Below are 23,820 nucleotides of genomic sequence, written 5' to 3' on the forward strand. Positions count from 1 at the left end.
CCCGGTCGGTTCGAGCAATGAGTCGAGACCACCGCACGTCGCCGACGTCTCGGCCATGAACACGTCCAGGCCGTAGAAGCCCACCATGTCCTTGATCCAGTGCGAGTTGACGATCGACTTTCCCTGCGAAATCGGCAGGGCATGAAAGACACCCGTGGGCCGGTGACTGTACTGCTTGAGCGCGCTGAAGAACGGGGTGCGGTAGCGCGCCGCCACACCCTGCAGGATCGACAGGTGAAGCTCGAGCATGCCTTCCCGAGCGTGAAACACCCTGCGGAAGTACTGACCCAGCCGCCCGGCTATTTCCTCCACCTCGATTTCGGTCATGAGGTACAGGTCGAGTTCGGGCCGCAACCTCGCCAGGGAAACCGCGAGGATCCGAGCGCGTTCCTCTGGCGACTGGTGATCCGCCAACTCGTGCGAAACCCCGGTATCGACGAACTCCGCCAGAGCCGACAGGTCCCGGGTCGATTGGTGCGAAAAACGTCGCCGGATCACGACCGCCTGCAGGTTGACATTCAGCCGTGCCGCGATGAGCGCCTCGTCGCCGCTGGATACCACCACGAGCTCGTAGACGAATTCGTCGTCGGGGCGCCGCCATTTGCGGACTTCGTTGCGCAGCGCCCGTTCCTGGTCTTCGGTCATCTTTTCGACGACGAGCACCTCGAAATAGGGACGGTCGCGCTGCGTCGTCGGTTGGTGTTCGACGAGCTGACGCGGATCGGACGGGAACATGTCGAGGTCGTCGGCTCCGGCGTTCTCCACGTCGCCCGAGCGGTACGACTCCGTGGTCAGCGCTCGGTTGATCTGCACCAAGGCTTGCGCGAATTTGTCATAGCTGCCGGCGGCGAAAAGTCGTTGCACTCGCGCGAATTGCGGTGAACCCGGATAGGCCCAGTAGGGCTCGAGGGTGCTCAGGCGAGTGAGCAATTCCTGGCAGGTGTTTATGCACTTTGTTTTCAACGCTCCCTCGGTGGTGGGCCGCGTGAGCCGATCGGCGGCCTCCTCCAGTCGGCACCACGAGTCGCCGCGGACCTGCCAAAGGCTGTTGTAAGCGCGCAAGTGTTCCGTCATGGTCGCCCTTCTGAGAGTTATGGCGACTTCTCCGTCCCGGAGTGTCGGTCAAGGCTTGCAGACCGAATGCGCCCGCCGGTTGCCGGGGGGCAAACAGTGCGCGTCCGTCGGGTGACGGTGGGGCCAGACGACGGTAAAGGGTCGTAACGGCCGTGGCGCGGCATCGTTGGTGCGTGGCCGACGATCTGTTTAGCCGCGGGGCCCACGGGTAGGCCTTTCAGACGTGAGTTCTGGCGACGACCTAAGGAGGATTGCAATGGCGACGGGGGAGACCGGCTTCGACGACGTGACCTACGATCTGGTTTCGGTGCAGTACCACTCGTTGAAGGCCGGGCACGACTACGGGCAGTATGTCCGCGACGCGAAAAACGCGGGGCTCGACGACATCGCATCGTTCTTCGAGAACGTCATGGCGGAGGATTCCAAGCGCGCACAGCGGTGCCATGAGTTCCTGGTGCAGATGACCAAATAGGCTTGTCCGGCCCTGGATCGGGTCGCCCCGCAACGTGATTGGCCGCTGATCCGGCTGAATTCAACCGTCCCGCGGCCCATCGGCTACCGTCGAGGATATGACTGAAGTTACCGGTAATGACCGAATCGATGACGTCACTCCCGGCGACGTCATCGCCGTCGACCGCGGCGCCGGCGAACAGCCGTACAAGGTGGTGTTCAAGGACTTCGCCGACGGCCGATACGTCGTCACGCTCGAGGGCGACGGCGAAACTTTCCAGCTCGACGCGGCGTCGGGCACGCCGGTCAAGAGATCTCTCGCAGCGAAATGGGAATCGGCGCAGAGCCCCACACCGAATCCGCATGGTTGATGGACGCGACCAGCTCAACGGTGTGCACCTGAGCTGACCGCGCCGGTCACGGACGCCGCTGCGCAGCAGAACACCTCATCTTCGACCCGATCCCCCGACTTGCGGGCATCGAGCCGTCCGACGACCCACTGCTGGAGCTGCGTGCTGCCGTGCACCTGATCAGCGGGCGCAAGCGCCGCGCCGCACAGCTCGGGCCAGCGGGCTCCACCGACCGCTCAGTCCGCGGCTGCCACCAAAGGGTTTGCCAGACACCTACTTCCAGGCGAACACCGGTTGCTCCAGGTCGTCGACCGGGTGGTGGCGGCCTTCCAGACACAGCCACCGCAGCTGGAGCAACACGGCGCCGGTCGGCGCGTGTATGAGATCATTCCCCAACGGGATTTGTACGACCGGTCGCGGGCTTTCGGGAATGCTGATGAACCGAGGGGAATCGTCACGCTGCAGTTGGCCGAGGCCAACTCGATACACCGCTACGACCTCGTCGGGTGTGGGCCGGGGGTCCAGTCGTCCGCCTCCCCAGATCACCACCGGGGTGATCACGTATCCGGATCGGGTCGGGTAGTCGTCGAGTAAGCCCAACACAGCCGAGTCGAGCAGCTCGATGCCGACCTCTTCGCGCAGTTCCCGCAACGCCGCGTCGACCGCGGTCTCACCCGGGTCGATGCGCCCCCCGGGGAGCGCCCACTGCGCCGCGTGAGCTGTGAGGCCAGATGCCCTGCGGCACAGTAGGAAGGCGGCACCTCCGGATACATCGACCATGCGTCCGTCGAGGTCGGTCCCCAACACCGGGCCCACCGTGATCCAGTCGTCGAGCGGCGCCGGATCGACCCTGTCCTCCCCGACCTCCGAGTCAACCAACACCACCGCAACGGCTGCGTGCCGTTTGGTCGGGTCGGTCACCATGCGACGGTCATGACCCGCCAGATGGTTCCGAATCCGTTCACGCAGTGCCGCGTCATACGGGATGGTCACTTCCCGAGCTTAGGCCAGAGCGACTTTTGGCCCCGAGGGCTGCTATCGCGGTCGTCATCACTGGCCGGCAGCGGCACGCATTTGATCTATAGCCCGGAATGGAACACGATGGCCGGAAGGCAGGGAGGCTAGGAGTCGGCATGGCTGATATCACCGTCTTGATCCGGGCCGACCACGACTGGTTCCGCCGGCAGTTCGCCAGGCTGGACTCGCTGCGGTTGCGGACACCGGTCAACAACTCGGCACTCGAGCAGGTATGGCGTCCGCTCGGCGACAAACTCGACGTGCACGCCTACATCGAGGAGAAGATCTTCTACCCGCAACTGCTGAAGCGCGGTACCGACGACCCCGAAGGCGAGACGCTCGACGCCATCGGTGATCACAACGACATTCGCGACGGCGTGCGCGACGCCAACGCGGCCCCGGTCGGCACGGACGAGTGGTGGGCGGCGGTCGGCCGCACCCGATCGGCCAACGACGACCACATGGGCGAAGAGGAACGGGACGGATTGCCGGACTTCCGCCGCAATGCCCCAATCGGTCTCCGCGAAGCCCTCGGGCGGCAATACAGCGAGTTCATGACCGAGCACCCCACCGCCGAGGGATTGCCGATCGTCGACCGCGACCCCGAAACCTATGTCGAGACCCTCGAGAGCGATTCGCCACCACAACGCACGGACTTTTCTCTCCGCATAGGTAGCTTGAAAGGCAACTGAAATCCGTGGCCGGCACCGACACCGACGTCGCCGCGATCGCGCAGCTGGTGGACCTTTAGGACGAGCGGCGAAACGGCCGAGCCCGCTTGGTTCACGGTCGGTGGCGGGTGGTTAACTGCGACCGTGCGCAGAGAACCGGAGTTGGCGCGACGCTTCTTCGATCGATTCGAGCCGGTGCACGCGGTGACCTACTTCGCACCGGAGGCGCGGGCGGCGCTGGACGGGCTGGGTTACCGAGGCTTCTGGATGGGTTACTTCGCCGCCCGCTCGGCGCCGCTGGGCAAGGTGCCGCGGGAAGTGGTGACCGCGATCTTCTATAACTTCGCCCCCGAGCGCGTCGCGAAGGCCCTGCCTGCGGCGTGGGAGATCGCCGGTCCCGACGCCGCGTTGCACGTCCGGCGGGAATCCGCGGCCGCGGCGCTGCGCCGATACGGCATCGAGGCGGACGAAAACATCGCTGTCGCAGCCGAATTGGCGGGCAGGGTGGCCCGTCGGGCGCCGCTCGACGGTCGACCGCTGTTCGCCGCGAACCTGGCGCTGCCGTGGCCGGAGGATCCACTGGAAGCGCTGTGGCATGCCACGACGCTGCTGCGCGAGCAACGCGGCGATGGGCATGTGGCCGTGCTGGCCGCCGCCGGTGTCTCGGGTCGGGAGTGCAACGTGCTGCACGCCGCAGCGGGCCGAGTCGAGCGTGACTACATCGCCCGCACCCGCGATTACGACGAGGCGGGGTGGCGCCGGCACGAGCAACGTCTCGCCGAGCGGGGACTGCTCAACGGCGACGGCACGCTGACCGCGGCCGGGCGGGAGTTGAAGGACCACATCGAATCGCGCACCGACGCGCTCGCCCTATCTGCGCTCGATGCCCTCAGCGACGAAGAGGTGGAAACGCTGTTTCGGGCGCTTACGCCAATCACCCGCGCGGTTGTCGCCGGCGGCGACATCCCGGCCCGCACTCCGATGGCCCTGCGCCGCGACGAATTGCACGACGGCAACGCGCATTTGAGTAACCGGTAACGAGATTGCGACAACTCAGGTGCTGCCGGCCGCACCGCTGATCGGTTGAGTCGCAATGTAATCCATTGGCGATCCGTTGCCGTTGGACACGCTGCGGTCGGCGACCGCGGTGGCCAGCGCCGTACCGCCCTCGACCGTCCCGACGATGTCTACTTGGTCGTTGATAGTGAAATATGAAGCGGCGGTGGCGGGTTGGCTGCCCATGCGGGAAATGACGGTGGTGTTCGGGGTGACGCGATAAGTCTGGGTGTAGCCGTTGGCGCTGCGCGCGGTCACCGAGTCCGCCGACACAGCGATGACAGTCCCCTCCTGACGCACCAGCTGCGAGGCCGGCGGCGGCCCCAGGGTGGACTCAACCGTCGGCTTTTCGGGCTCGACGTAAGCAAACAGTCCTATCAAGCTCGCCGCACACAGCGTTGAGGCGCAGACGATCTCGCAGGCCATCGCCACGCCGGCCATCCCGCGTCGCGCACTCCGCCTCGCCGGCCGCCTTTGCTCCGATACTTCGGTCGCGCGGTGCTTGGCGCCCACGGTCGTTCCTTCCTGCGGTTTTGCACCGAGCAAGCTCGGCCCCTACCGCATCAGGTCGTTGCTCGTGGTGTTACCCGCCGGGACGTGCCGATAAACCGCGCCGCGAAAGCGCGGCCGGTCCCAGCCATCCGCCAGCGCCGGGCGTCAGCCCTTGACCAGGGTGAATTGCGCGACGTCGGTGTAGCCCTGACGGAACAGGTCGGCGCAGCCCGTCAGGTACTTCATGTACCGGTCGTAGACCTCTTGGGACTGAATCGCGATGGCCTCGTCGCGGCGCGACTCGAGCGCGGCCGCCCACATTTCGAGCGTGCGGGCGTAGTGCAGGCGCAGCGGGTGGACAAGCTTGACGGCGAAGCCGGCACCTTCGGCGTGCTCCTTGACGGTCCGGGCGTCAGGAAGGTCCCCGCCCGGGAAGATCTCGTCCATGATGAACTTCATGAACCGCAGCTTGGTCATCGTGATGGGCAGCCCGCGCTCGTTGAACTCCTGCTCGCTTGGCTTGATGATGCTGTGCAACAGCATCACACCGTCGGCGGGGAGCGCCTCGTAGGCCATTTTGAAGAAGTCCGTGTAGCGGTCGCGTCCGAAGTGCTCGAAGGCGCCGATCGACACGATGCGGTCCACCTTCTCGTCGAACTGCTCCCAGCCCCGCAGCATCACGCGCTTTGTCGGCGCGGAGGGGTTCTGGTCGAGACGTTGCTGGACGTGCGCCTGCTGATTGCGGCTCAGCGTCAAGCCGACAACGTTGACGTCGTAGCGCTCGAGCGCGCGAACGATCGTGGTGCCCCACCCACACCCGATGTCGAGCAGCGTCATGCCCGGTTGTAATCCGAGCTTGCCCAGCGACAGGTCGACCTTGGCGATCTGTGCTTCTTCGAGAGTCATGTCGTCGCGCTCGAAATAGGCACAGCTATAGGTGCGCGTCGGATCCAGGAAAAGCTCGAAGAACTCGTCGGACAGGTCGTAATGCGCCTGCACGTCCTCGAAGTGCGGCTCCAAGCTGACGGCTTCGCGGGGTTTTTCGGGCAAGGCACAACCTTTGACGTGGCTTTATATTGGGATCGGCGGCGTGTGACCCGAGCCGCGCGACTTACAGACCCAGCAGTCTATCCGGCCGGTTGGCCACATACCGAATTGGCGGTTTCCGCCGCCGGAAACGCCAGGGCCGGCCACCGCCGATTAACAGCCCCGTCAATTTTCGAAGCGGTCATTCAGGTGTGGCCGGCGCCCGCTTTGGCTAAAGAGAGTTTAGGAGCCGTGTCGGGCGGACGGCATGGCCGGACGGAATGGGGTTGACGACCATGGAACCGATATCGCCGACGGATGCGCTGTTCCTCATCGGCGAGTCACGCGAACATCCGATGCACGTGGGATCGCTGCAGCTCTTCGTGCCGCCCGAGGATGCGGGGCCGCACTTCGTCCGCGAGTCCTATCAGGCGATGCTCGAGTGCACCGACGTTCAACCGACGTTCCGCAAGCACCCGGCCTTCTTCGGCGGCATCACCAACCTCGCGTGGTCGTTCGACCAGGACGTGGAGCTCGATTACCACCTCCGCCGGTCGGCCTTACCGGAGCCGGGACGCGTCCGTGACCTACTTGAGTTGGTGTCCCGGTTGCACGGCAGCCTGCTCGACCGTCACCGTCCACTGTGGGAAGCGCACCTCGTCGAGGGCCTGCAGGACGGGCGCTACGCGGTCTACACGAAGTACCACCACGCCCTCATGGACGGTGTTTCGGCGCTGCGGCTGGTGCAACGCGCCTTCAGCCCGGATCCGGATGACGACGAGATGCGGGTTCCGTGGAACCTCCGCCCCCGGCAGCACAGGGAGCGGCGGAAGCGGCCGTCGCTGCTCGAGCGGGTCGGCCGCACCGCGGTGTCAGCGTTCGCGTTGGCACCGTCCACGGTGAAGCTCGCGCGGGCAGCGCTGCTCGAACAGCAGTTGACCCTCCCGTTCCGCGCGCCGCGCAGCATGTTCAACGTCCGGATCGGCGGTGCTCGACGGGTGGCCGCGCAGTCCTGGTCGCTGGACCGCATCAGGGCCGTCAAGTCCGCCGCCGGAGTGACCGTCAACGACGTGGTGCTCGCCATGTCCTCCGGGGCGCTTCGTGCCTATCTCCTCGAGCAGAACGCCCTGCCGGCCGATCCGCTGACCGCGATGGTGCCGGTCAACCTGCGCAAGGACGATGACGACCGCGTCGGCAACATGGTCGGGACCTTGCTGTGCAACCTGGCGACCGACGTCGAGGACCCGGCAAAGCGGCTTCAGCTCATCAGCTCGTCGATCCACGACACCAAGGAGGTGTTCCAGCAGCTGCCCCCGGTTCAACAGCTCGCCCTGTCGGCGTTCAACGTCGGAGGGCTGTTCTTCGGGCTGATTCCCGGATACCTCTCGACCGCCTCACCGCCGTTCAACGTTGTGATTTCGAACGTCTCGGCCGGCCCCTCAAAGCCGGTGTACTGGCGTGGTGCCCGGTTGGATGGGAACTATCCGCTGTCGATTCCGCTCGACGGGCAGGCGGTCAACATCACAGTGACCAACAACGCCGAGAACCTCGACTTCGGTCTCGTTGGCTGCCGTCGCAGCATCCCGCACCTGCAGCGGCTGCTCGGCCACTTGGAAACGTCGCTAAAGGATTTGGAGCGCGCCTTCGGCGTGTGACGTGGGTGCGCCGCACCGCCGTGGCGTTGAAGGGAACGGACTGAATTTCCGCCGCGTCATTCCAGATACGAACGTCGTCGAACGCTGACAGGAGTGCCGGAATGTGGATCTCGAGCAGGAAAACACTGATCGGCATTGCTGTCTCGCTCGGCTGCTGCGCGGGCGCGGCGGCACCCGCCGCCGCGGATCCGGACGTGGGCGGCGACCCGGACCCGTTCGGCACCCTCAGCTGTAGGTGCCGAGAGACAGCTCCGCCCGGCAGCGCGGATCTGAGGGCAGAGATCGCTCGGGGAATCCGCGAGGGTCACTCCGCCAGGTTGCCAGGGCTATCGTCACCGAGCCCGCCCACGCAGCCGCCGCTGTGATTTGAGGCCGGCGACTCGGCACCAATAGTGGCGTTCTGCAAGGGGATTGACTTGGTGGTGTAATCCAGGCACACCGTGGTGCCGCCGGGGCGGGCGTTGATGGTGCAGTGATCGGCGAGCGCGTGCATCAACATGATGCCCCGGGACGCCCACGGGTCGCTGGGCTTCTTCGGCGGCGACCTATGCCAAGTTCCGCGGTCGCTGACGCGCACGCTGACGGTCTGCGCGCCGGGATCGTGACGCGCCTGCAGTCCCATCGTGCCGACCGTGTGATGCGTGCGGTATGCATGCTCGACACAGTTCGCAAGCGCTTCGCTGGCGCTCAGGACAATGTCGTCGCGCACATCTGCGGACACTTCGGTCGCCTCCTGCAGCCACCGTCGCAGCGCACGGCGCAATTCGGCCGCGGTAACGGCGTCGGCGGCACCGGCGCGGCTGAATCCCACCGGAGGGGCCGCGGCCATTGAGTTTGCAGGATCTGCAGGATCTGCCGGCATCAACCGGGCATACCCAGTTGTGGTCCGCGGGATAACCCGTCGTCGCGTCTTTTTTGTGGCGCTCGGCTGAGACGGCAGGCCCGGCACCGGGATTCGACCGGTTATTCGAGAACGAAGACCGGGATCTGCCTCGCTGTCTTCGTCTGGTATTCGGCGTAAGGAGGGTAGGCTTCCACCGCCAACCGCCACCACTGCTCTCGCTCGGACCCTTCCAGCTCGCGCGCGGTCAGGGCGACAACCTTCTCGCCATCCTGCACTGTCACCGCTGGATTGGCCTTGATGTTGAAGTACCACGACGGGTGCGCAGGAGCGCCTCCTTTCGACGCCACCATGGCGTAGCGACCGTCCTTTTCGACGCGCATCAACGGCACGTACCGCTGCTTGCCGGACTTGGCCCCCGTAACGGTGATCAGGACGACGGGCCGGTCGAGGATCTCGACCCCGTCGGTCGTGCCTTGTTGCAGGATTTGTTCGGTCTGCTCGCGCACCCAATCCCTGGGGCTCAGCTCAATCGGGTCAGTCATGGCCCTCCCAACAGCGAGATGCCGCCGATCCATTCCCAGAGCAGCGGCCTTGTCATGAGTCACAGGCTATCTTGCGCCCGGAGGCACGAGCGCCGGATAGTCCCCTTGCCTCATCGACGGGGAAGCAATACCGGTGTCACCAGCTCTCCGGTGCTGAGGTAACTGTCGAGGTTGCGGATCGCCAGCAGCGCCATCGCCCTGCGGGTCCGCGCTGTTGCGCTGCCGATGTGGGGGAAGAGCACCACGTTGTCGAGTTCCACCAGCTCGGCGGGCACATGAGGTTCATCGACGAAGACGTCCAGCCCTGCTCCGGCCAGCGCGCCGCCGACTAGCAGGTCCACCAGCGCTTCCTGGTCTACGACGCTCCCGCGCGCGATGTTGATCAGGTAGCCCTCGGGGCCCAGTGCCTCGAGGACGGTGCGGTCAACCAGCTTGCGCGTCCGATCGTCGCCGGTAGTAGCGACCACCAGAACATCGACGGACTCGGCCAGCTCCACGGGCGACTCCGCATAGCGGTAGGGCGATCCCTCAATCCGCCGGCGGTTGTGATACGCGATGGCACAGTCGAACGGGAGCAGCCGGCTTGCGATGGCGGAACCGATCCGGCCCAGGCCAATGATCCCGACCCGCCGACCGCTGACATCCCTGGCATAAGGAAACCGCCCGTCGCGCGCCCACCGGCCCGCCCGTACGTAGCGGTCGGCGGCGCCAAAACGGCGCAGGGTCATCAGGATCAGCCCCAGGGCCGTATCGGCGACTGTGTCCGAGAGCACGTCCGGGGTGTTGCTCACGCAGACATCGCGGCGCTTCGCCGCCTCCAGGTCGATCGCATCCACCCCGGCCCCGTAGTTGACGATCGCCTCCAGGTTGGGGAGCGCCCTGATGGTGTCGGCGCCGACGCCCGCGCGGCCCGAGGTCACCACCACGCGGACGCCGGCCGCGTGCTCGGCCAGGAACTGGGCGCGCCGCGGTCCGTCGGGGAGCGTGGGGATTTCGTAACGCATGGCCAGCTCGTCGGCAAACGTCGGCTCGAACTCACCGACCCGCAGCACGGCGTTGCTCTTCGCTACCGTCATGCTTTCATCATTCCGTACGCCCCAGGAAGGCGTCACAGCATGCGTTGCGCCACAACGAAATCAGCTAAGGACGAGGTGGGCTGGTCATTCCGACGAACTACCCGCCGTCGCTAATCCGGTCGCCCGGGGGGAAACTCGGCGCCCTTTGCGATGGCGTCGCGGTAGGCGTATACGCGATTCGGAATTGTTGCCAGCACCGCGCTGGTCTGGCCGTCGCGGCCGTACGCGGCCACGAATTCCCACCCGTCGGGATAGCCTTCGATGATTTCGATCGCATCGTAATCCGTTGGGACACCGAGCATCTGGATCTTGACGTCGTATTGATCGGACCAGAAATACGGAACGTCGTCATAGGGTTCCGCACGGTCGGGCCCTGCCAACAGCGTCCGGGCCGCGGCGGCGCCCTGCCGTCCGGCGTCGTCCCAGTGCTCGGTACGCAGATGCTGCTTATAGAGCGGATGCCACCAGCGCGCGACATCGCCGGCGGCCACGACCGTGGCATCCCCGGGGCCGCCTTCGGCCGCGCCCGTGGCGTCGCAGAGCACCCCGTCGTCCACATGCAATCCCGAGCCGCCCAGCCAGTCGGTGGCGGGAGTGACGCCAAGGCCGACGATGACGAGATCGGCCGGCACCTGCGCGCCATCGGTGAGTCGAACCGCCTCCACATGCCCGTTACCGGCGAATGCGTCGACGCCCACCCCGACCCGTAAGTCCACGCCATGCTGGCGGTGCAATTCGGCCCAGCGCGGCGCCAGCTCCTCGCCCAACGCGGCCAGCAGCGGGCTGGTGGTCTTCTCGACGAGCACCACATCCAGCCCCGTTGAGCGGCAACTCGCGGCCACCTCGGCGCCGATGAATCCCCCGCCGACCACGACTACCCGCGGGCGTGACCCTAGTCGTTCCCGTATTGCCAGGCAATCGTCGACCGTGCGGAGCATCAACACCCCATCGGGCACCGGCCCACCCGGCCATTCGCGTGGTGTTGCACCGCTGGCGATCACCAGTCCGTCGAATTGCACTGACAGGTCCTGGTCTTCGTCGCGAAGGTGCACTGTGCGCGAGGCCAGGTCCAACTTCGTCGCCGACGCGCCCCGCAGCACGCGCGCATCTACCTCGAATTGCGGTGCGAGGTCGACGCCGGCCCGGTGCACCTTGCCGGTGAGCAGTTTCTTCGAGAGCGGCGGCCGATGGTAGGGCGCGTGCCGCTCCGCGCCCACGATGGTCAGGTCTCCGTCGTAGCCGTCCTGTCGCAGGGTCTCGGCCGCGCGGGTCCCCGCCACGCCGCCACCGACGACGACAACCTGCCGTAGTTGACTCGGCATGGGTCAGTCCTTCACCGTGATCGCCTGGGTCGGGCACGACACTTCGGCACCGATCAACTTTTCCCGCAGCTCCGCCCGCGGCTCCCCCTGGAGGAGGTGGAGCCCGTCCTCTTGCACTTCGAACACCTCGTGGCAGATGCTCATGCAGACGCCATTGCCATCGCAGGTGTCAAGATCTACCGAAACCTTCATCGAACCTCGGCCTTTCGTGAACCGTTGCGTGAAGTCTCGATCCCTTGAGATTGATCCGGCGACTTCCCTTGGGACCGCGCTCGCTCGCGGGCGGCTTTCGCCACCGGCGAATACGCCAGGTAGTCAATCGCCATCTGCGTGGACGCCTCGGTATTGGGATGGTGGCTGGGCCGTAGATACCGGCCCGGCGTCGTCACCAGGAGCTTCCATGGGCTCGGCAACCGGTAGTCGCGGGCGGCCCGCAGCCAGTCCCGCCAGCGCCACTTGGCGTCGATGGTCGGGTCGTGGGACATCAGGTATCGAGCTCCGGCGACCCACCAGCCAACGAAGAGCGGCGCGGTCAAGAACATCGAGAACGCCCTGATCCAATAGCTCCCGCAGACGTGCTGGTAGACGTCGTACACCAGTGAGCGGTGCTCGACTTCCTCGGCGCCGTGCCAGCGCAGCAGATCCAGCATCATCGGATCGGCCCCCGCGTAATCCAGACCCCGGTTCGTCAGCACCCACTGGCCCAGCATCGCCGTGAAATGTTCCAGCGCGGCCACATCGGCCAAACGTCGATACAGCCACCACCGCCGCAGCGCGGGCGGAAAGAACTTGGGCGGATCACCGAGCTGCACCGATAACAATCTGCCGAGCCGATCCGTGAACGGCGCGGTGTCGATGCCCTGCTCGGCCAAGTGGTCCAGCACCACCTGGTGCGCCCACGCATGCCAGGACTCCTGCTGAATGAACGGCTTGATCGCCGCCTCCAATTCCGGATCGTCGACCAGCGACGACGCTTCGAGGACGGCTTTGATGAAGTGCCGCTCGCCCTCGGGCAGCAACAGGTGCAAGACGTTGATCATGTGCGTCGAGAACGGGTCGTCGGGCACCCAGTGCAGCGGTGTTTCCGACCAGTCGAAACGGACCATCCGGCGGTACTTCGGATGTCCCTCGTGGTGAAGTTGGACCTCTGGCATCAGATGCTCCTCCCGCCGACGGATTGTGTACCGTCGGCCTCCCCTTTTGTATTTGAGAGAGCGGCCGATCCAAGGGCGGAACAAAGGCCGCCGCTTAGCGACCGTCCACCCGGCCGGGTACCCATACGGACCGCCGGTTATACCTACCGGCAGTACCGAGTTCCTGAAATTCGCTGTGCGACGCGTGATTGCTACGGGGCGCTGCGTGGGCTTCTACGCCCATCGATCGGCGAAAGACGTTCAGGCATGGAAGCATTCGTGGCGGAACATCTACCGACGGTTACGAGGAAGGTTTCGCGGCACCGCGCGGTTGAACTGTGAATGCGCATTGGTGTGGTATTCCCGCAGACCGAGCTTGGTGGAGACCCCGCAGCCGTACGCGCGTATGGGCAACGCGTCGAGGAACTGGGCTTCACGCACATCCTCGCCTACGACCACGTCGTGGGCGCCGACCCGGCGGTGCACCAGGGCTGGCAAGGTTACTACGACATCGACTCCACATTTCACGAGCCGCTCGTGATGTTCGGCTACCTGGCCGCGGTGACCTCACTCGAACTCGTCACCGGTGTCATCATTTTGCCGCAGCGCCAGTCGGTGTTGGTGGCCAAGCAGGCCGCCGAGGTCGACCTGCTCACCAATGGACGGTTCCGGCTCGGTATCGGGTTGGGCTGGAACGCGGTGGAGTACGAGGCGCTTGGGCAGGAGTTCACCAACCGGGGGCGGCGCTGCGAGGAGCAGGTCGAGGTCATGCGCAAGCTGTGGACCGAAAGATCGGTCACGTTCAACGGCAAGTACCACACGGTGACCGGGGCCGGCCTGGCCCCGATGCCGAACCAGCGTCCGATTCCGGTGTGGTTCGGTGCGGCGTCCGACCGCGCCTACGAGCGCGCCGGACGGCTCGGGGACGGCTGGTTCCCGATGATGGAGCCCGGACCCGGCCTCGACTACGCGCGTACGCAGGTGCAGCGCGCCGCCGCGGCCGCCGGTCGCGACGCAGACACCCTCGGGATGGAAGGCCGGGTCAGCTGGACCGGCGACCCCGACAAGGCCGCCGCCGACATCGCCGCCTGGAAAGCCGCCGGCGCCACGCACCTGTCGGTGAACACCATGAATGCCGGCCTGGCGACCGTCGACGACCACCTCGCCGCATTGGAACGGGTCGCCGCCGATCTGGGGTAGCCTCGATCGCCTTGGCGCCCAAGAAGTTTGCCTCGGCCCGCCAGTCTTAGAAGACCGCGAACCAGATGGCGATGTATTGGCAGATTGCCGCGAGCGCCGTGCACGCATGAAAGAACTCGTGATAGCCGAACGTCGTCGGCCAGGGGTCGGGCCAGCGCAGTCCATAAAACAGCGCACCCACGCTGTACAGCGCGCCACCTACGGCCAGCAACACCGTCGCGGCCATCCCGGCGTTGTGCAGGATCAACCCGGTGTACCAGACCGCCACCCAGCCGAGCAGCAGGTAGAGCGCCACGCCCACCCAGCGCGGGGCCGTCGGCCAAAACAGAGTCAGCGCGATTCCCGCAGCCGCGCCGCCCCACACGATCGCGAGGACCACATGCCCCGTCCCGCGCGGCATGGCGAGCCTGGCGAACGGCGTATAGGTCCCGGCGATCAGCACGAAGATCATCGAGTGGTCGAGCCGCCTCATCCAGTTCCTGAAGAGCGCCGACTCCCAGTGGACGCGGTGGTAAACGGCGCTTACGGCAAACATCGCCACTATCGCCAGGGTGTAGGCCAGCGTCGAGTGCCCCGCCCGCTTGGATGCCTCCGCCCACGACACCACCACCAGGGGCGCACCGGCGATGACGGCCGCGATGGCGCAATATTCATGGATCCAACCGCGCAACCGCGGCTTGGTCAGAACCGCGGCGACGTTCTCCACGAACTGTCCGGCGTCGTCGGCGACGGCGATCGGGTAGCTCAACGTCCCTCCCTCGCTCGCACACGGACCGCAGCTAAGTGCTTTCATTCGAGGCGATCTAGAGCCTGGCTAGATGATTTCGCCGCAACCTGAGCAACCGCTATGTCGAATCTGTGAATAACGTGTACGCGAGCGCGGGCTGATATCGGGGCTGCCGAGGGCTAGGTCTTAACGCCCTGGTGAACCTGGTCTCCGCCGCGGCGTTTGGCGGCATACATTGCGTCGTCGGCGATCCTGATGAGCTCGTCAACGAGGGATGCGACGTCATCGGTCAGCTGGCGCAGCTCGGCGGTGGCGATGCCGACGCTGGCGGTGATCTTCGGGAGCAGCCCGGCGAGGGCGCTGTTGAACTGCGCCGTCAGTGACCGAACATCCGAAGTCACGGCGGTCAGCGCGACCAAGAACTCCTCGCCGCCGGCGCGGCAGATGACCGCGTCGGTGGGAGTGTGCTCGCGCAGCAGATCGGCCACCGCACGCAGGGCGCGGTCCCCGGCTAGATGACCGTGGGTGTCGTTGATGCGTTTGAAGTTGTCCAGATCGACCATCACGACCGCGAGGTGGGAGTGCGCCGGCGGTGGATTCGCCAACCGGTTGCTGACCGCGTCGGTGAACGCCCGCCGGTTCAACAACCCGGTGAGGTCATCCTCTTCGGAACGCTGAACATACGTTCCCATCGCGCGCGCCATGCCCCAAATACCCAGGGGCACTGACAAATTGACAAAAGTGTTTATCCAGAGCGCGGAGGCCGCCGTGGCGATGTTGGCCTCATGAGCCAGCCGCAGCACCGCCGTGGCGGTGACTGCGACGGCCACCACGCCGTTGAAGAGTAGGAGCTTGGGACCGTGGAAGAACGCGATGTAGCCGCCGGTGACGGCCATGGCCGTGCACGACAGCGCCGCGAGGGCCCCGGTGGGCTGTGCGAGGCTCCACCCCCCGACGAATAGCGCGCCCAGCGCCACGCCGGCCTGCGACTGCCGCAGCGTGGGCCAGCGCGTCAGCCACAACACCGTCACACCGACGGTAAACGCGGCGGCAACTCCACCGGTGATCACTTCACCGGCACTCGGCCGGCTTTGGCTCGGCAACACGGTCAGCGGAACCAACGCCGACGATCCGGCGACAACGGCCAAAATCATCCGTGCCGGGCGCAGCATCCCACGTTGGCCCAGGAACGCAGTGATCCACTCGTAATGATCGGGCTGGCCCCACCACGCCTTGAGCCGTGACATCAGTGCGCGAACCTCCGGCCGGCCGTCGGGTCGTGTGTTGCCTGGTAGCGGCGGAAAACGCTACCCGAAGGCAAGCTAAGCAGCCCGTCGTAGTGGCAGTGCGGGCTGCCCACCAACTTCCGTTCGCCTGGCTGGGCAAGCGTCTTACTGGCCACCGGAGCGACAACCTTTCGTGACCCGCCTCGGCTCATCTTCACGCCTCGTTTTGAACCGGCAGCTGCACCCGCACCCTGCGAGTGCAAATGCTACTCCGTTGTTAGCGTGGCATTTTCGGTCGGCGATCCCGACTGAGACCCCTGGCCATCCGTTACGGCTAACTGTAACGTATGGCGCATGGCGGCCTCGAAATTGCGGTGTTGTGTGTGCCGGGCGCCGTTCTACGGTCGCTCCGACGCGTGTTACTGCTCCGGGGCATGCCGGCAGAAGGCCTACCGGGTGCGCGCCGCGTGCCGGACCGTCACAAGGCGACCCCCGCGGCAATCCCGCGACGCAGCCCTGCACGCCCGACAGCTCCGTAAGCGCGCGCAACTGGCCCGCAAAGAGGCTCTCCTCATCCGCCGTGAAGCGGCCGCCCTTCGGGATTCCTATTTCCAGTGACTGCTTAAAGCCCCACGCTGTTCGGTTTCGGATCCCGTGATTCGGGAGATCCTCCCAGAAGCATTTGTCGAAACTCGGAGGAGATTTCGCGTGGATCAGCAAGTCAACATCGACCCACCGCCCGCGCCCGAAGACGCCAGGAAGGCGACCGAGGAGCAACGGGAGCTCCAGGAGAAACTGGAGCACCAAGGCGACGACCCGGACGGGCCGGGTTTGCACCAGTCCCGGCAGGACCTTCCCGATGAGGGCACACGCTAAGTCCGAAGGCCAGAGCAGCGGCCGACGACCGCGTGGTCGGCCATCCGCGCCCGTCGCTACGTGTGAATAACGTTGCTGGCCTGGTGAATTCAATCGCGATAGCTACGAGCGCCTGGTCGCGGTGTGGAACATAGACGGCGACGATGCGACGCGAGCGATCGGCTGGCTCATGGGCGAAGTGATTGAGTCGATTGAACAGGACCAACGCGCCGTTTCCGAGAAATGAGATACGTTCCATGCCCTTCGATCACGACGTCGCCGCTGAACCGCAGAACTTCGCTGACCAGCTTGTCATCTTGGTTTCGGTACGCGATGGCAATGGTGTCAATCCCCTGGTAGACGCTCTCGACGACGAACCTGAGGTCGGGGATGCGCTGCAATGCCCGGGTCCAGTAGGTCCGCAGCGCGGACTTGCCGTGAACGAGCCCCGCCGTTTCGGGGAAATGCTCGGCCGCAACGGGTGAGGTGAATACCACGTCCTCGTGGAAGTGCTTCAGAACGGCCTCGACGTCGTGGGCATTCCATGCTTCTAACCACTGCCCGCTGAAGGCAACCGCGTCAACGTTCACAGTGGACGACTGTACGGAGCGCGCGGGCTACCGGGCACACATATGGTAGACAGACCGCTATGTCTGCGTCGTGCCGTGTAAGCCATCCAGCGGACTAGGTATGCGCGACGAGCCCTTGCCCATCACCGGCCAGACCTGCTGGCGCGTCGAGCCCGCCGACCAGCTGGCCTGCATCATCGACGCCGCCGATTATTTTCGGCACGTGAAGGCGGCAATGCTGCGTGCCAAACGTCGAATCATGTTGGTCGGCTGGGACTTCGACACCAGGACGACATTCGAACGGGGCGGGAAGAAGCTGGCCGGCCCCAACCAGCTGGGCTCCTTCCTCTACTGGCTGCTGTGGCGACGATCGGCTCTCGAGATTTACGTATTGAAATCCAATCTGCGCCTGCTGCCGGTGTTCGATGGCATTTGGTACGGCGTCACCCCCGTGTCCGTCGTGAATCGGCTCAGCAGCAGGCGGTTGCACTTCGCCATCGACGGGGCCCGCCCCACCGGCGCCGTCCATCACCAGAAGCTCGTGATCATCGACGACGTCCTGGCGTTCTGCGGTGGCATCGACCTCACCCTGGATCGCTGGGATACCCCAGAACACAAGCACAACAACCGGTTTCGTCGAGCGCTCGGCCGCAAGTACGGTCCTCGCCACGAGGTCGCGGCAGCGGTGGACGGCGCCGCCGCGAGCGCCCTCGCCGAGGTCGCCCGGGACAGATGGCATACCGCTACCGGCCAATCGCTGGCCCCGATCGACTCCGCCCATGCCGTCTGGCCTTCCGGCATGCCGTCGATTTTGCGCGAGGTCGACATCGGAATCGCGCGCACCCTGCCCACGTTCAACCGCCGCAGCGAGGTTCGCGAGGTGGAGGCGCTCAACCTCGCGGCAATTGCGGCCGCGCGGCACACCATCTATTTGGAGAACCAGTATCTGGCCGCCCGACAGGTGGTCGAGGCGCTGGCCGCTCGACTCGAAGAACACGACGGTCCGGAGATCGTCATCGTCCTTCCCCGTAGAGGCCTGAACCGCCTCGAGCGCGAAACGATGGACAGCGCACGCCACCGTCTGATCCACGAACTCTGGGCGGCCGACGACCACCGTCGATTGGGCGTCTACTGGGCGGTGACCGACGGCGGGTCGCCGATCTACATTCACTCGAAGGTATTGGTCGTCGACGATCGGCTATTGCGCGTCGGCTCGTCCAACTTCAACAACCGGTCGATGGGATTCGACAGCGAGTGCGACGTCGCCATCGAGGCGGACCCGGACGCCGAAGAGCACGAACACATCCGGCGAGTGATCCAGTCGGTGCGGCAACAATTGGTGTGTGAACATCTGGGTGTGTCCATCGATGAGTTCGAGCGGACGATGCACCAGGGTAAGTCGTTCTTACAGGCCGTCGAGGCGCTTCGTGGGCAGCGCAAGAGACTGCGGCGGTTTACCGGCCGCACCGTGGCCGGCGAGGATAGCCCGCTGGCCGAGAACGACTTGATGGATCCCGACCACGTTCCGCGATCGCTGACTGGCAGTATGCGGCGCCTAATCACGAAGCTGTCCCAGTGATCGCTTGGGGTGCGCTGAAAATCTAAAGAGCCCCTGGTTTCAACGGCGATTAGTAGCATACGACGAAGGTTCGGTCGTCCGCGCTGTTGATCTGCGATGTCATGGAGGGGCCAGGGGCGTCGAAAATGCACTGGATCGCCGTGTGGTGGCGTCAACCCGACCACTATGACTGGTTGTCGGATTACCTCGCGGCGCGTGGATTGAAGCCATTTGTCCGCTACTTGCTGGTCGTCATCCTGGCAACCCTTGTCGCGGCGACGTTGCTGATGCTGGGCAGCCCGTCGGGTCCACAGACACCCACGCGGTTCGCCGTAGCCGTGGCGTTCATGGTCGGCATCACGGGAGTGGCACTGGTGTGGGTGCTGCGCTGGCCGACGCGGGTTCAATCCCAGGTGTTTTCGATCGCGGGGGCGCTAGGCATCGCCGCGACGTGCGTGATCGAGAGCGACCCGCTCGGCGGGCTGCTGGGGTGCGCGGCATTCGGTGGCCTCGCGGGGTACGTCGCGTTCTTTCACTCCGCTCGCCTCCTGGTTTTCACGCTGGGCACCGCCTTAGGCGCCGCGGTGGTGTGCGCCGCCCGGATCGCGGCGACCGGTGATCCGTCGATGGCGGCGGCCAAACTGCTGGTGCTCAGCGCGGGCATCCTGGCGGTCCCGTTCTGCGGACAGGTACTCGTGCATTGGCTGTCGGTCGATGCCCTGAAGTCCTCGACCGATCCGCTCACCGGCTTGCGCAACCGGCGGGGATTTTATCGGTCGGCATCCAGGCTGTTAAATGCCGACACGCGCGCCCTGTGTCTCAGCGTCTTGATGGTCGATCTCGACAATTTCAAGCGCATCAATGACACCTACGGTCACGCCACCGGGGACCGCATCCTGGTGGGCGTAGCCGACAATCTGCGGCGAATCAGCGACGGCGGAACGGTGATCGCCCGGGTCGGCGGGGAGGAATTCCTGGTGGCCGAGACCATCGGAACCCACGGCGCACTGCAGACCGCCGAGGCGATGCGCCGGGCGATTGCCGGCACACCCTGGGGCGTGACGGCAAGCCTGGGCGTCAGCAGCATCCGACTGCCGTCGGAAAATGAAACCCTCGACCGGCAGATTGTCGAACGTCTGGTGGACGCCGCCGACGGCGCGATGTACGAAGCGAAACGCGCTGGGGGGAACCAGGTTCGGTGCGCCGACATTCCGGTGCCGCCCACCCGGTGAGGCCCTCCGCGGCCTCGAACGCGCGCTTGCTGCTCAATAGAGCCGCATTCTTTGGGCGCGACCGCTAAGGGCGGTCATCTGGTAATGGTCGCGTTGGCCGGGGACCGCTAGCACGGCGGGAATCTCGTGGGTGGTGGTGATCAGCATGGTTTGCACCGGGATTTCCGCTTGCTCCGTGGGCATTACGACAGTGGGGAAGACAATCGTTGCGGTGACCGAACCGGCATCGCCCAGTTGGTGAATCAGCACGCTCAGACACCAGCCCAGATCGGTGACGAGCGTGCTGCGGATGTGTTTGCGCTTGAAGTCGAAGTTCGGCTGGCCCCGTTCGTAGCGAAGCACGAAGGGGGCCTGCCGGGAATCGGCGGTGGACTGATGGAGTAATCGATGAATACGCCATCACTGCGAGGTCGCAGCAGTAGTCGGGGAATGTCTGGTGAGTAGTTGTGGCAGTGGTCATTGGAATCAGTGTTCTTAGCTCACAATTCGCTTCTTGGTGGAGGTTGATCGGGCGACGCTAGTCATGGTTGCAGGCTTCGCCCACCATTCTTGTGGCGTCGTAGCTCATGCCCCGACCGCTTGCAGCCGGACTGGCGACGATCATCACAGCCTCAACGGGGGACGACCATGCGGTATCGCCGCCGGTGAACCCGACGCGGGGCACCAGCAAGGTCGCGGTGACCGCCTTCCAGCCCTCGCCCTGGAGGGTCACAGTGACGCAGTGGCCGTGAGGGTCCGGCACGTCGTCGATACGGACGTCTTTTTCGTAGAAGTCCAGCGATCGACGCCCGTCGGAGTAACACAGGATCCGCTCTTTGTTCATCTCGGCGAAAGTGAAGTACGAGAGCGTTACGCCGCCTCCGGTGAGGTCGTATCGCGACGCTTCCGTCGCGATCTTTGAGGTGATCCACAGCTCTATCACTGCGAACTTCGCTCCCGACACCTTGAGCAGCGCGACCAGATCGGCAAGCGCATCTCGGTATGCCGCGTCCGACAGGTCGTTCGAGTAGACGGTATGGGTATGAGCGCCGTCGGCGACGGTCGTTTTGTACTCCACGACGTCGGCTCCGCCGGGCCTGGTGATGGTGGCCGGCAAGTCGAAGAGCTTCATCTCGGAGACGACGGCGCCGACCTGGCGGGCGAGATCTTGGGCCAGGTTCGCGGTGTCCACGGGCCCGAGCCTCTCGGCCTCGCCCATCAATCCGCCGCATCGTTCGATGGTGACTTCCATGGCCGTCCTCCCTTTCGGCTGGGTACTGGACGGCAACAGCGTTTCAGCTGCGATGTCGTGCCACACGCGTAGTGGACTACTCGACTTCCGGGATTGCCGACCCGCTGGTGCTGCGCAGGCCTTTCCGGCATCCGGCGCGCGGCAGCCGGCGGGGCTGAGATGGGCGCGCGTTTTTCCGGGATCGTTTGGCTGCCGTTACAGTGGGACGTCCAATGAGCCTGTTTTCCCGTTCGCGCCAGACCGCGACCGAACCATCGTGGTTCACCGCCGCGCTTGACCAACGGCCGGACCATTGCGACGTCGAAGTCGACGGTTGCCGCATTCACCTACGCGCCTGGGGCGCCAGCGACCAGCCTGCGGTGGTGCTCGTCCATGGTGGCGGAGCACACTCTGGTTGGTGGGACCATGTCGCGCCGTTCTTCTCCCGCACCCATCGCGTGATCGCGCTGGATCTGTCCGGACACGGCGACAGTGGCACGCGCGTCGCCTACGACCTCCAAGCCTGGGCAAACGAAGTGATGGAAGTGTCGACGGCCGCCGGGGCCTCGGGGCGACCGACCATCGTGGGCCACAGCATGGGCGGTTGGGTCACGGCCACGGCGGCGATGAATTGCGGCGAACAGATCAATTGCATGGTCGTGATCGACTCGCCGCTGTGGGACCGTGCGCCCGAGGAAGCGCGGTTGCGCAATCGCACACACACCCTGTATCGGACGAAAGATGAGATCTTGGACCGTTTTACGGCGGTTCCCCGGCAGCGGGTGATTCTCCCCTACGTCCGGCAGCACATAGCGGTCGAGTCGGTACGGAAGACCGGCAAAGGGTGGAGTTGGAAGTTTGACCCCGCGATTTTCGGCGGTGAACTCCTCGAGCCAACACCCACGGACGAGGAGTCGTTGGAAACCATGCTGGCCGAAATGCGTTGCCGTGTAGGCTATGTGCGTTGCGAAGCCGGATTGGTGCCGCCCGCCATGGGCGAACGTATCCGCTCCATCCTCCAACTCAGGGGGCCTTTCGTGGAGCTGGCCGAGGCCGGGCACCATCCGATGCTCGACCAACCGCTTCCCCTCGTCGCGACGTTGCGCACCCTGCTCGAATTCTGGTCGATCACCTAAGCGGATATTTCGCGATTGCCAGGATGATCCGAGACTTGTTGATGCCAAACCTTCTGCGTCAGCCCCGTGTCTGTTCAGGCGGCAGCACGTACGGAAGACCGAAGCGCCCCAGCCCGTCGACGTCCTGGTAGGCCACGATGTGGCCGACGCCCCGCGGCACTAAAGTGAGCACATGTAGGGCGTGCAGGCGATGCTGCCCGTCGGCCGTTGCCGGGTAGAGCGCCACCGCGGGTTGCCCATTGGCCGAGGTGTGTACGACCGGGGTGTTGCCGAAGGCGCGCATCCGCGGGCCGAGAAAGGCCCCGATCGTGTCGCTGCCCTTGAACCATGTGAGGAACGGTGGCATCTCAAAGACCGCGTCCTCGGTCAGCACCGCGACCAGTTCGTCAACGTCAGCGTTTTGGAATGCGGCCACATACCGGTCCAGCAGTTCGCGCTGCCGCTGCTCGGACGGCTGTACCAGCGAGTCGCTGTCAGCGGGTAGACGCGTGCGAGCGCGCTGTAACGAGCTGTTGACCGCGGCGACGCTCAGATCGAGCAATGTCGCGACTTCGGCTGCGGACCAAGCCAATACGTCCCGCAGAATCAGCACCGCCCGCTGCTGCGGGGGAAGAAGCTGTAGGGCAGCCACGAAAGCCAGCCGCATGGTTTCGCGTGCGGCCACCACCACGCCGGGGTCAGTCGTCGTGGCAGTCAGCAACGAATCGGGGGCGGGCTGTAGCCAGGTCAACTCCGCATCACCGGCTAGGGGGCGCGCGGTGGGGTCGGCGGCCGGAGCGTTCAGGTCCGACGGCAACGGGCGGCGCTTGCGGCGCTCGAGGGTTTTGACGAATGCCCGGGCGGCGATGGCATACAGCCATGTGCGCAGCGACGATCGCCCTTCAAACCGGTCATAGGCTCGCCACGCGTCCAAGTACACGTCCTGCACGACTTCCTCGGCGTCGTCGACCGAGCCGAGCATGCGGTAGCCGTAGGCGATCAGCTCGCGACGAAACGGCTCGGCGAGCCGCGCGAAGTCCTCTCCCCCACGATCAATGGTGGTGCTCATGACGATCCGGTGCCCCGTAGGTGTCGTGCCATGGCCATTCGTTGATGTAGCGCTGCCGGCCCAGCGGAGTGAGATCGAGGAACCGGTAGGTGCTCAGCATGACATCAGCGCCGACGCCGTAGGCCGAATAGGTGTGAAAAACCTTGCCGCCGTCCTGGACGAAGACGCTCACGCCTTGCCCGTCGGTACCGGTGGCGGCGACGTAGTCCAGCCCTTCGCGCAGCAGGGTGGCCTTGTCCTTGTAGTTGTATTCGATCGGTGTTTTCGATTCGTCGCTGCTGACGTGGAAGTCGTAGTTGAAGTCGCTGCCGTGTGACGAGTACCAGGGCAGCCGCCATCCCATGCGGGCCT

25 protein-coding genes and 2 pseudogenes are annotated in these 23,820 nt (G+C 65.2%); 10 read left to right on the forward strand and 17 right to left on the reverse strand.

Annotated elements, in window-relative coordinates; genetic code table 11:
- Nucleotides 1-1,074 (reverse strand): annotated as a pseudogene (locus JWP83_RS12495) (ornithine decarboxylase); the annotation flags it as partial.
- 256 nt (nucleotides 1,075-1,330) lie between these two features.
- On the opposite strand from JWP83_RS12495, the gene JWP83_RS12500 reads away from it, so the two are divergent.
- Together JWP83_RS12500 and JWP83_RS12505 are read left to right on the forward strand one after the other, a co-directional pair.
- Complete coding sequence (locus JWP83_RS12500) at nucleotides 1,331-1,546, forward strand: acyl carrier protein (RefSeq protein ID WP_297730251.1); 216 nt, start codon at nucleotides 1,331-1,333, stop codon at nucleotides 1,544-1,546.
- A gap of 97 nt (nucleotides 1,547-1,643) precedes the next feature.
- Nucleotides 1,644-1,895 (forward strand): hypothetical protein, encoded by a 252-nt coding sequence (locus JWP83_RS12505; protein ID WP_297730252.1) that lies wholly within the window; start codon nucleotides 1,644-1,646, stop codon nucleotides 1,893-1,895.
- A gap of 252 nt (nucleotides 1,896-2,147) precedes the next feature.
- Here JWP83_RS12505 and JWP83_RS12510 read toward each other — a convergent pair whose 3' ends face one another.
- The gene (locus JWP83_RS12510) at nucleotides 2,148-2,867 is read right to left on the reverse strand and encodes a CoA pyrophosphatase (protein WP_297730253.1); all 720 of its coding nucleotides are present in this window, start codon (nucleotides 2,865-2,867) and stop codon (nucleotides 2,148-2,150) included.
- 140 nt (nucleotides 2,868-3,007) lie between these two features.
- Here JWP83_RS12510 and JWP83_RS12515 point away from each other — a divergent pair, with 140 nt between their 5' ends.
- Nucleotides 3,008-3,583: a hemerythrin domain-containing protein gene (locus tag JWP83_RS12515; protein WP_297730254.1), complete on the forward strand. Its 576-nt coding sequence runs from the start codon at nucleotides 3,008-3,010 to the stop codon at nucleotides 3,581-3,583.
- Between the two features lie 123 nt (nucleotides 3,584-3,706).
- A complete protein-coding gene (locus JWP83_RS12520; RefSeq protein WP_297730255.1) occupies nucleotides 3,707-4,600 on the forward strand; it encodes a hypothetical protein in 894 nt (297 codons plus the stop codon).
- 15 nt (nucleotides 4,601-4,615) lie between these two features.
- On the opposite strand, the gene JWP83_RS12525 is transcribed toward JWP83_RS12520, so the two are convergent.
- Both JWP83_RS12525 and JWP83_RS12530 read right to left on the reverse strand, forming a co-directional pair.
- Complete coding sequence (locus JWP83_RS12525; protein WP_297730256.1) at nucleotides 4,616-5,059, reverse strand: hypothetical protein; 444 nt, start codon at nucleotides 5,057-5,059, stop codon at nucleotides 4,616-4,618.
- Nucleotides 5,060-5,275: 216 nt separating this feature from the next.
- A complete protein-coding gene (locus tag JWP83_RS12530; RefSeq protein WP_297730257.1) occupies nucleotides 5,276-6,160 on the reverse strand; it encodes a cyclopropane mycolic acid synthase family methyltransferase in 885 nt (294 codons plus the stop codon).
- A 272-nt stretch (nucleotides 6,161-6,432) separates the two neighbouring features.
- Between JWP83_RS12530 and JWP83_RS12535 the strand changes: the two genes are divergently transcribed.
- Nucleotides 6,433-7,791, forward strand: coding sequence for a wax ester/triacylglycerol synthase family O-acyltransferase (locus JWP83_RS12535; protein ID WP_297730280.1), 1,359 nt, complete (start codon nucleotides 6,433-6,435; stop codon nucleotides 7,789-7,791).
- Nucleotides 7,792-8,215: 424 nt separating this feature from the next.
- On the opposite strand, the pseudogene JWP83_RS12540 reads toward JWP83_RS12535, so the two are convergent.
- The 6 genes and pseudogenes from JWP83_RS12540 to JWP83_RS12565 all read right to left on the reverse strand — a co-directional run.
- Nucleotides 8,216-8,620: pseudogene (locus tag JWP83_RS12540) on the reverse strand (ATP-binding protein); the annotation flags it as partial.
- A 134-nt stretch (nucleotides 8,621-8,754) separates the two neighbouring features.
- Nucleotides 8,755-9,177: a nitroreductase family deazaflavin-dependent oxidoreductase gene (locus tag JWP83_RS12545; protein ID WP_297730259.1), complete on the reverse strand. Its 423-nt coding sequence runs from the start codon at nucleotides 9,175-9,177 to the stop codon at nucleotides 8,755-8,757.
- Nucleotides 9,178-9,287: 110 nt separating this feature from the next.
- Entirely contained in the window at nucleotides 9,288-10,253 is a 966-nt protein-coding gene (locus JWP83_RS12550) for a 2-hydroxyacid dehydrogenase (RefSeq protein ID WP_297730260.1), read from the reverse strand.
- A 110-nt stretch (nucleotides 10,254-10,363) separates the two neighbouring features.
- Entirely contained in the window at nucleotides 10,364-11,575 is a 1,212-nt protein-coding gene (locus JWP83_RS12555) for an FAD/NAD(P)-binding oxidoreductase (protein WP_297730261.1), read from the reverse strand.
- A 3-nt stretch (nucleotides 11,576-11,578) separates the two neighbouring features.
- A complete protein-coding gene (locus tag JWP83_RS12560; protein WP_297730262.1) occupies nucleotides 11,579-11,767 on the reverse strand; it encodes a ferredoxin in 189 nt (62 codons plus the stop codon).
- Complete coding sequence (locus tag JWP83_RS12565; RefSeq protein ID WP_297730263.1) at nucleotides 11,764-12,729, reverse strand: metal-dependent hydrolase; 966 nt, start codon at nucleotides 12,727-12,729, stop codon at nucleotides 11,764-11,766. The genes JWP83_RS12560 and JWP83_RS12565 overlap by 4 nt, the downstream gene beginning before the upstream one ends.
- A 321-nt stretch (nucleotides 12,730-13,050) precedes the next feature.
- On the opposite strand from JWP83_RS12565, the gene JWP83_RS12570 reads away from it, so the two are divergent.
- On the forward strand, nucleotides 13,051-13,908 hold the full coding sequence (locus JWP83_RS12570) for an LLM class F420-dependent oxidoreductase (RefSeq protein ID WP_297730264.1): 858 nt from the start codon (nucleotides 13,051-13,053) through the stop codon (nucleotides 13,906-13,908).
- Between the two features lie 46 nt (nucleotides 13,909-13,954).
- On the opposite strand, the gene JWP83_RS12575 is transcribed toward JWP83_RS12570, so the two are convergent.
- Nucleotides 13,955-14,701, reverse strand: a complete 747-nt coding sequence (locus JWP83_RS12575; protein WP_297730265.1) for a hemolysin III family protein — start codon at nucleotides 14,699-14,701, stop codon at nucleotides 13,955-13,957.
- Nucleotides 14,702-14,814: 113 nt separating this feature from the next.
- Nucleotides 14,815-15,882, reverse strand: a complete 1,068-nt coding sequence (locus JWP83_RS12580) for a diguanylate cyclase (protein WP_297730266.1) — start codon at nucleotides 15,880-15,882, stop codon at nucleotides 14,815-14,817.
- Between the two features lie 687 nt (nucleotides 15,883-16,569).
- On the opposite strand from JWP83_RS12580, the gene JWP83_RS12585 reads away from it, so the two are divergent.
- Nucleotides 16,570-16,737 carry a hypothetical protein gene (locus JWP83_RS12585; RefSeq protein WP_297730267.1) on the forward strand — a complete coding sequence of 56 codons (168 nt, stop codon included), beginning with the start codon at nucleotides 16,570-16,572 and terminating at the stop codon, nucleotides 16,735-16,737.
- Between the two features lie 167 nt (nucleotides 16,738-16,904).
- Here the strand turns inward: JWP83_RS12585 and JWP83_RS12590 are convergent, their stop codons facing one another.
- Entirely contained in the window at nucleotides 16,905-17,306 is a 402-nt protein-coding gene (locus JWP83_RS12590; RefSeq protein ID WP_297730268.1) for a nuclear transport factor 2 family protein, read from the reverse strand.
- Nucleotides 17,307-17,406: 100 nt separating this feature from the next.
- On the opposite strand from JWP83_RS12590, the gene JWP83_RS12595 reads away from it, so the two are divergent.
- Together JWP83_RS12595 and JWP83_RS12600 are read left to right on the forward strand one after the other, a co-directional pair.
- The gene (locus tag JWP83_RS12595; protein WP_297730269.1) at nucleotides 17,407-18,864 is read left to right on the forward strand and encodes a phospholipase D-like domain-containing protein; all 1,458 of its coding nucleotides are present in this window, start codon (nucleotides 17,407-17,409) and stop codon (nucleotides 18,862-18,864) included.
- A gap of 125 nt (nucleotides 18,865-18,989) precedes the next feature.
- Nucleotides 18,990-20,075 (forward strand): diguanylate cyclase, encoded by a 1,086-nt coding sequence (locus JWP83_RS12600; protein ID WP_297730270.1) that lies wholly within the window; start codon nucleotides 18,990-18,992, stop codon nucleotides 20,073-20,075.
- 33 nt (nucleotides 20,076-20,108) lie between these two features.
- On the opposite strand, the gene JWP83_RS12605 is transcribed toward JWP83_RS12600, so the two are convergent.
- Nucleotides 20,109-20,417, reverse strand: coding sequence for a hypothetical protein (locus JWP83_RS12605; protein WP_297730271.1), 309 nt, complete (start codon nucleotides 20,415-20,417; stop codon nucleotides 20,109-20,111).
- 175 nt (nucleotides 20,418-20,592) lie between these two features.
- Nucleotides 20,593-21,306: a protealysin inhibitor emfourin gene (locus JWP83_RS12610; RefSeq protein ID WP_297730272.1), complete on the reverse strand. Its 714-nt coding sequence runs from the start codon at nucleotides 21,304-21,306 to the stop codon at nucleotides 20,593-20,595.
- Between the two features lie 212 nt (nucleotides 21,307-21,518).
- Here JWP83_RS12610 and JWP83_RS12615 point away from each other — a divergent pair, with 212 nt between their 5' ends.
- Nucleotides 21,519-22,421, forward strand: a complete 903-nt coding sequence (locus JWP83_RS12615; protein ID WP_297730274.1) for an alpha/beta hydrolase — start codon at nucleotides 21,519-21,521, stop codon at nucleotides 22,419-22,421.
- Nucleotides 22,422-22,479: 58 nt separating this feature from the next.
- Here the strand turns inward: JWP83_RS12615 and JWP83_RS12620 are convergent, their stop codons facing one another.
- A complete protein-coding gene (locus tag JWP83_RS12620; RefSeq protein WP_297730276.1) occupies nucleotides 22,480-23,469 on the reverse strand; it encodes a sigma-70 family RNA polymerase sigma factor in 990 nt (329 codons plus the stop codon).
- Nucleotides 23,453-23,820, reverse strand: a 368-nt coding sequence (locus JWP83_RS12625; RefSeq protein ID WP_297730278.1) for a DUF899 family protein, incomplete at its 5' end; no start/stop codon positions are given. The genes JWP83_RS12625 and JWP83_RS12620, both read right to left, overlap by 17 nt.

Source organism: Mycobacterium sp. (assembly GCF_025965855.1).
GTDB lineage: Bacteria > Actinomycetota > Actinomycetes > Mycobacteriales > Mycobacteriaceae > Mycobacterium.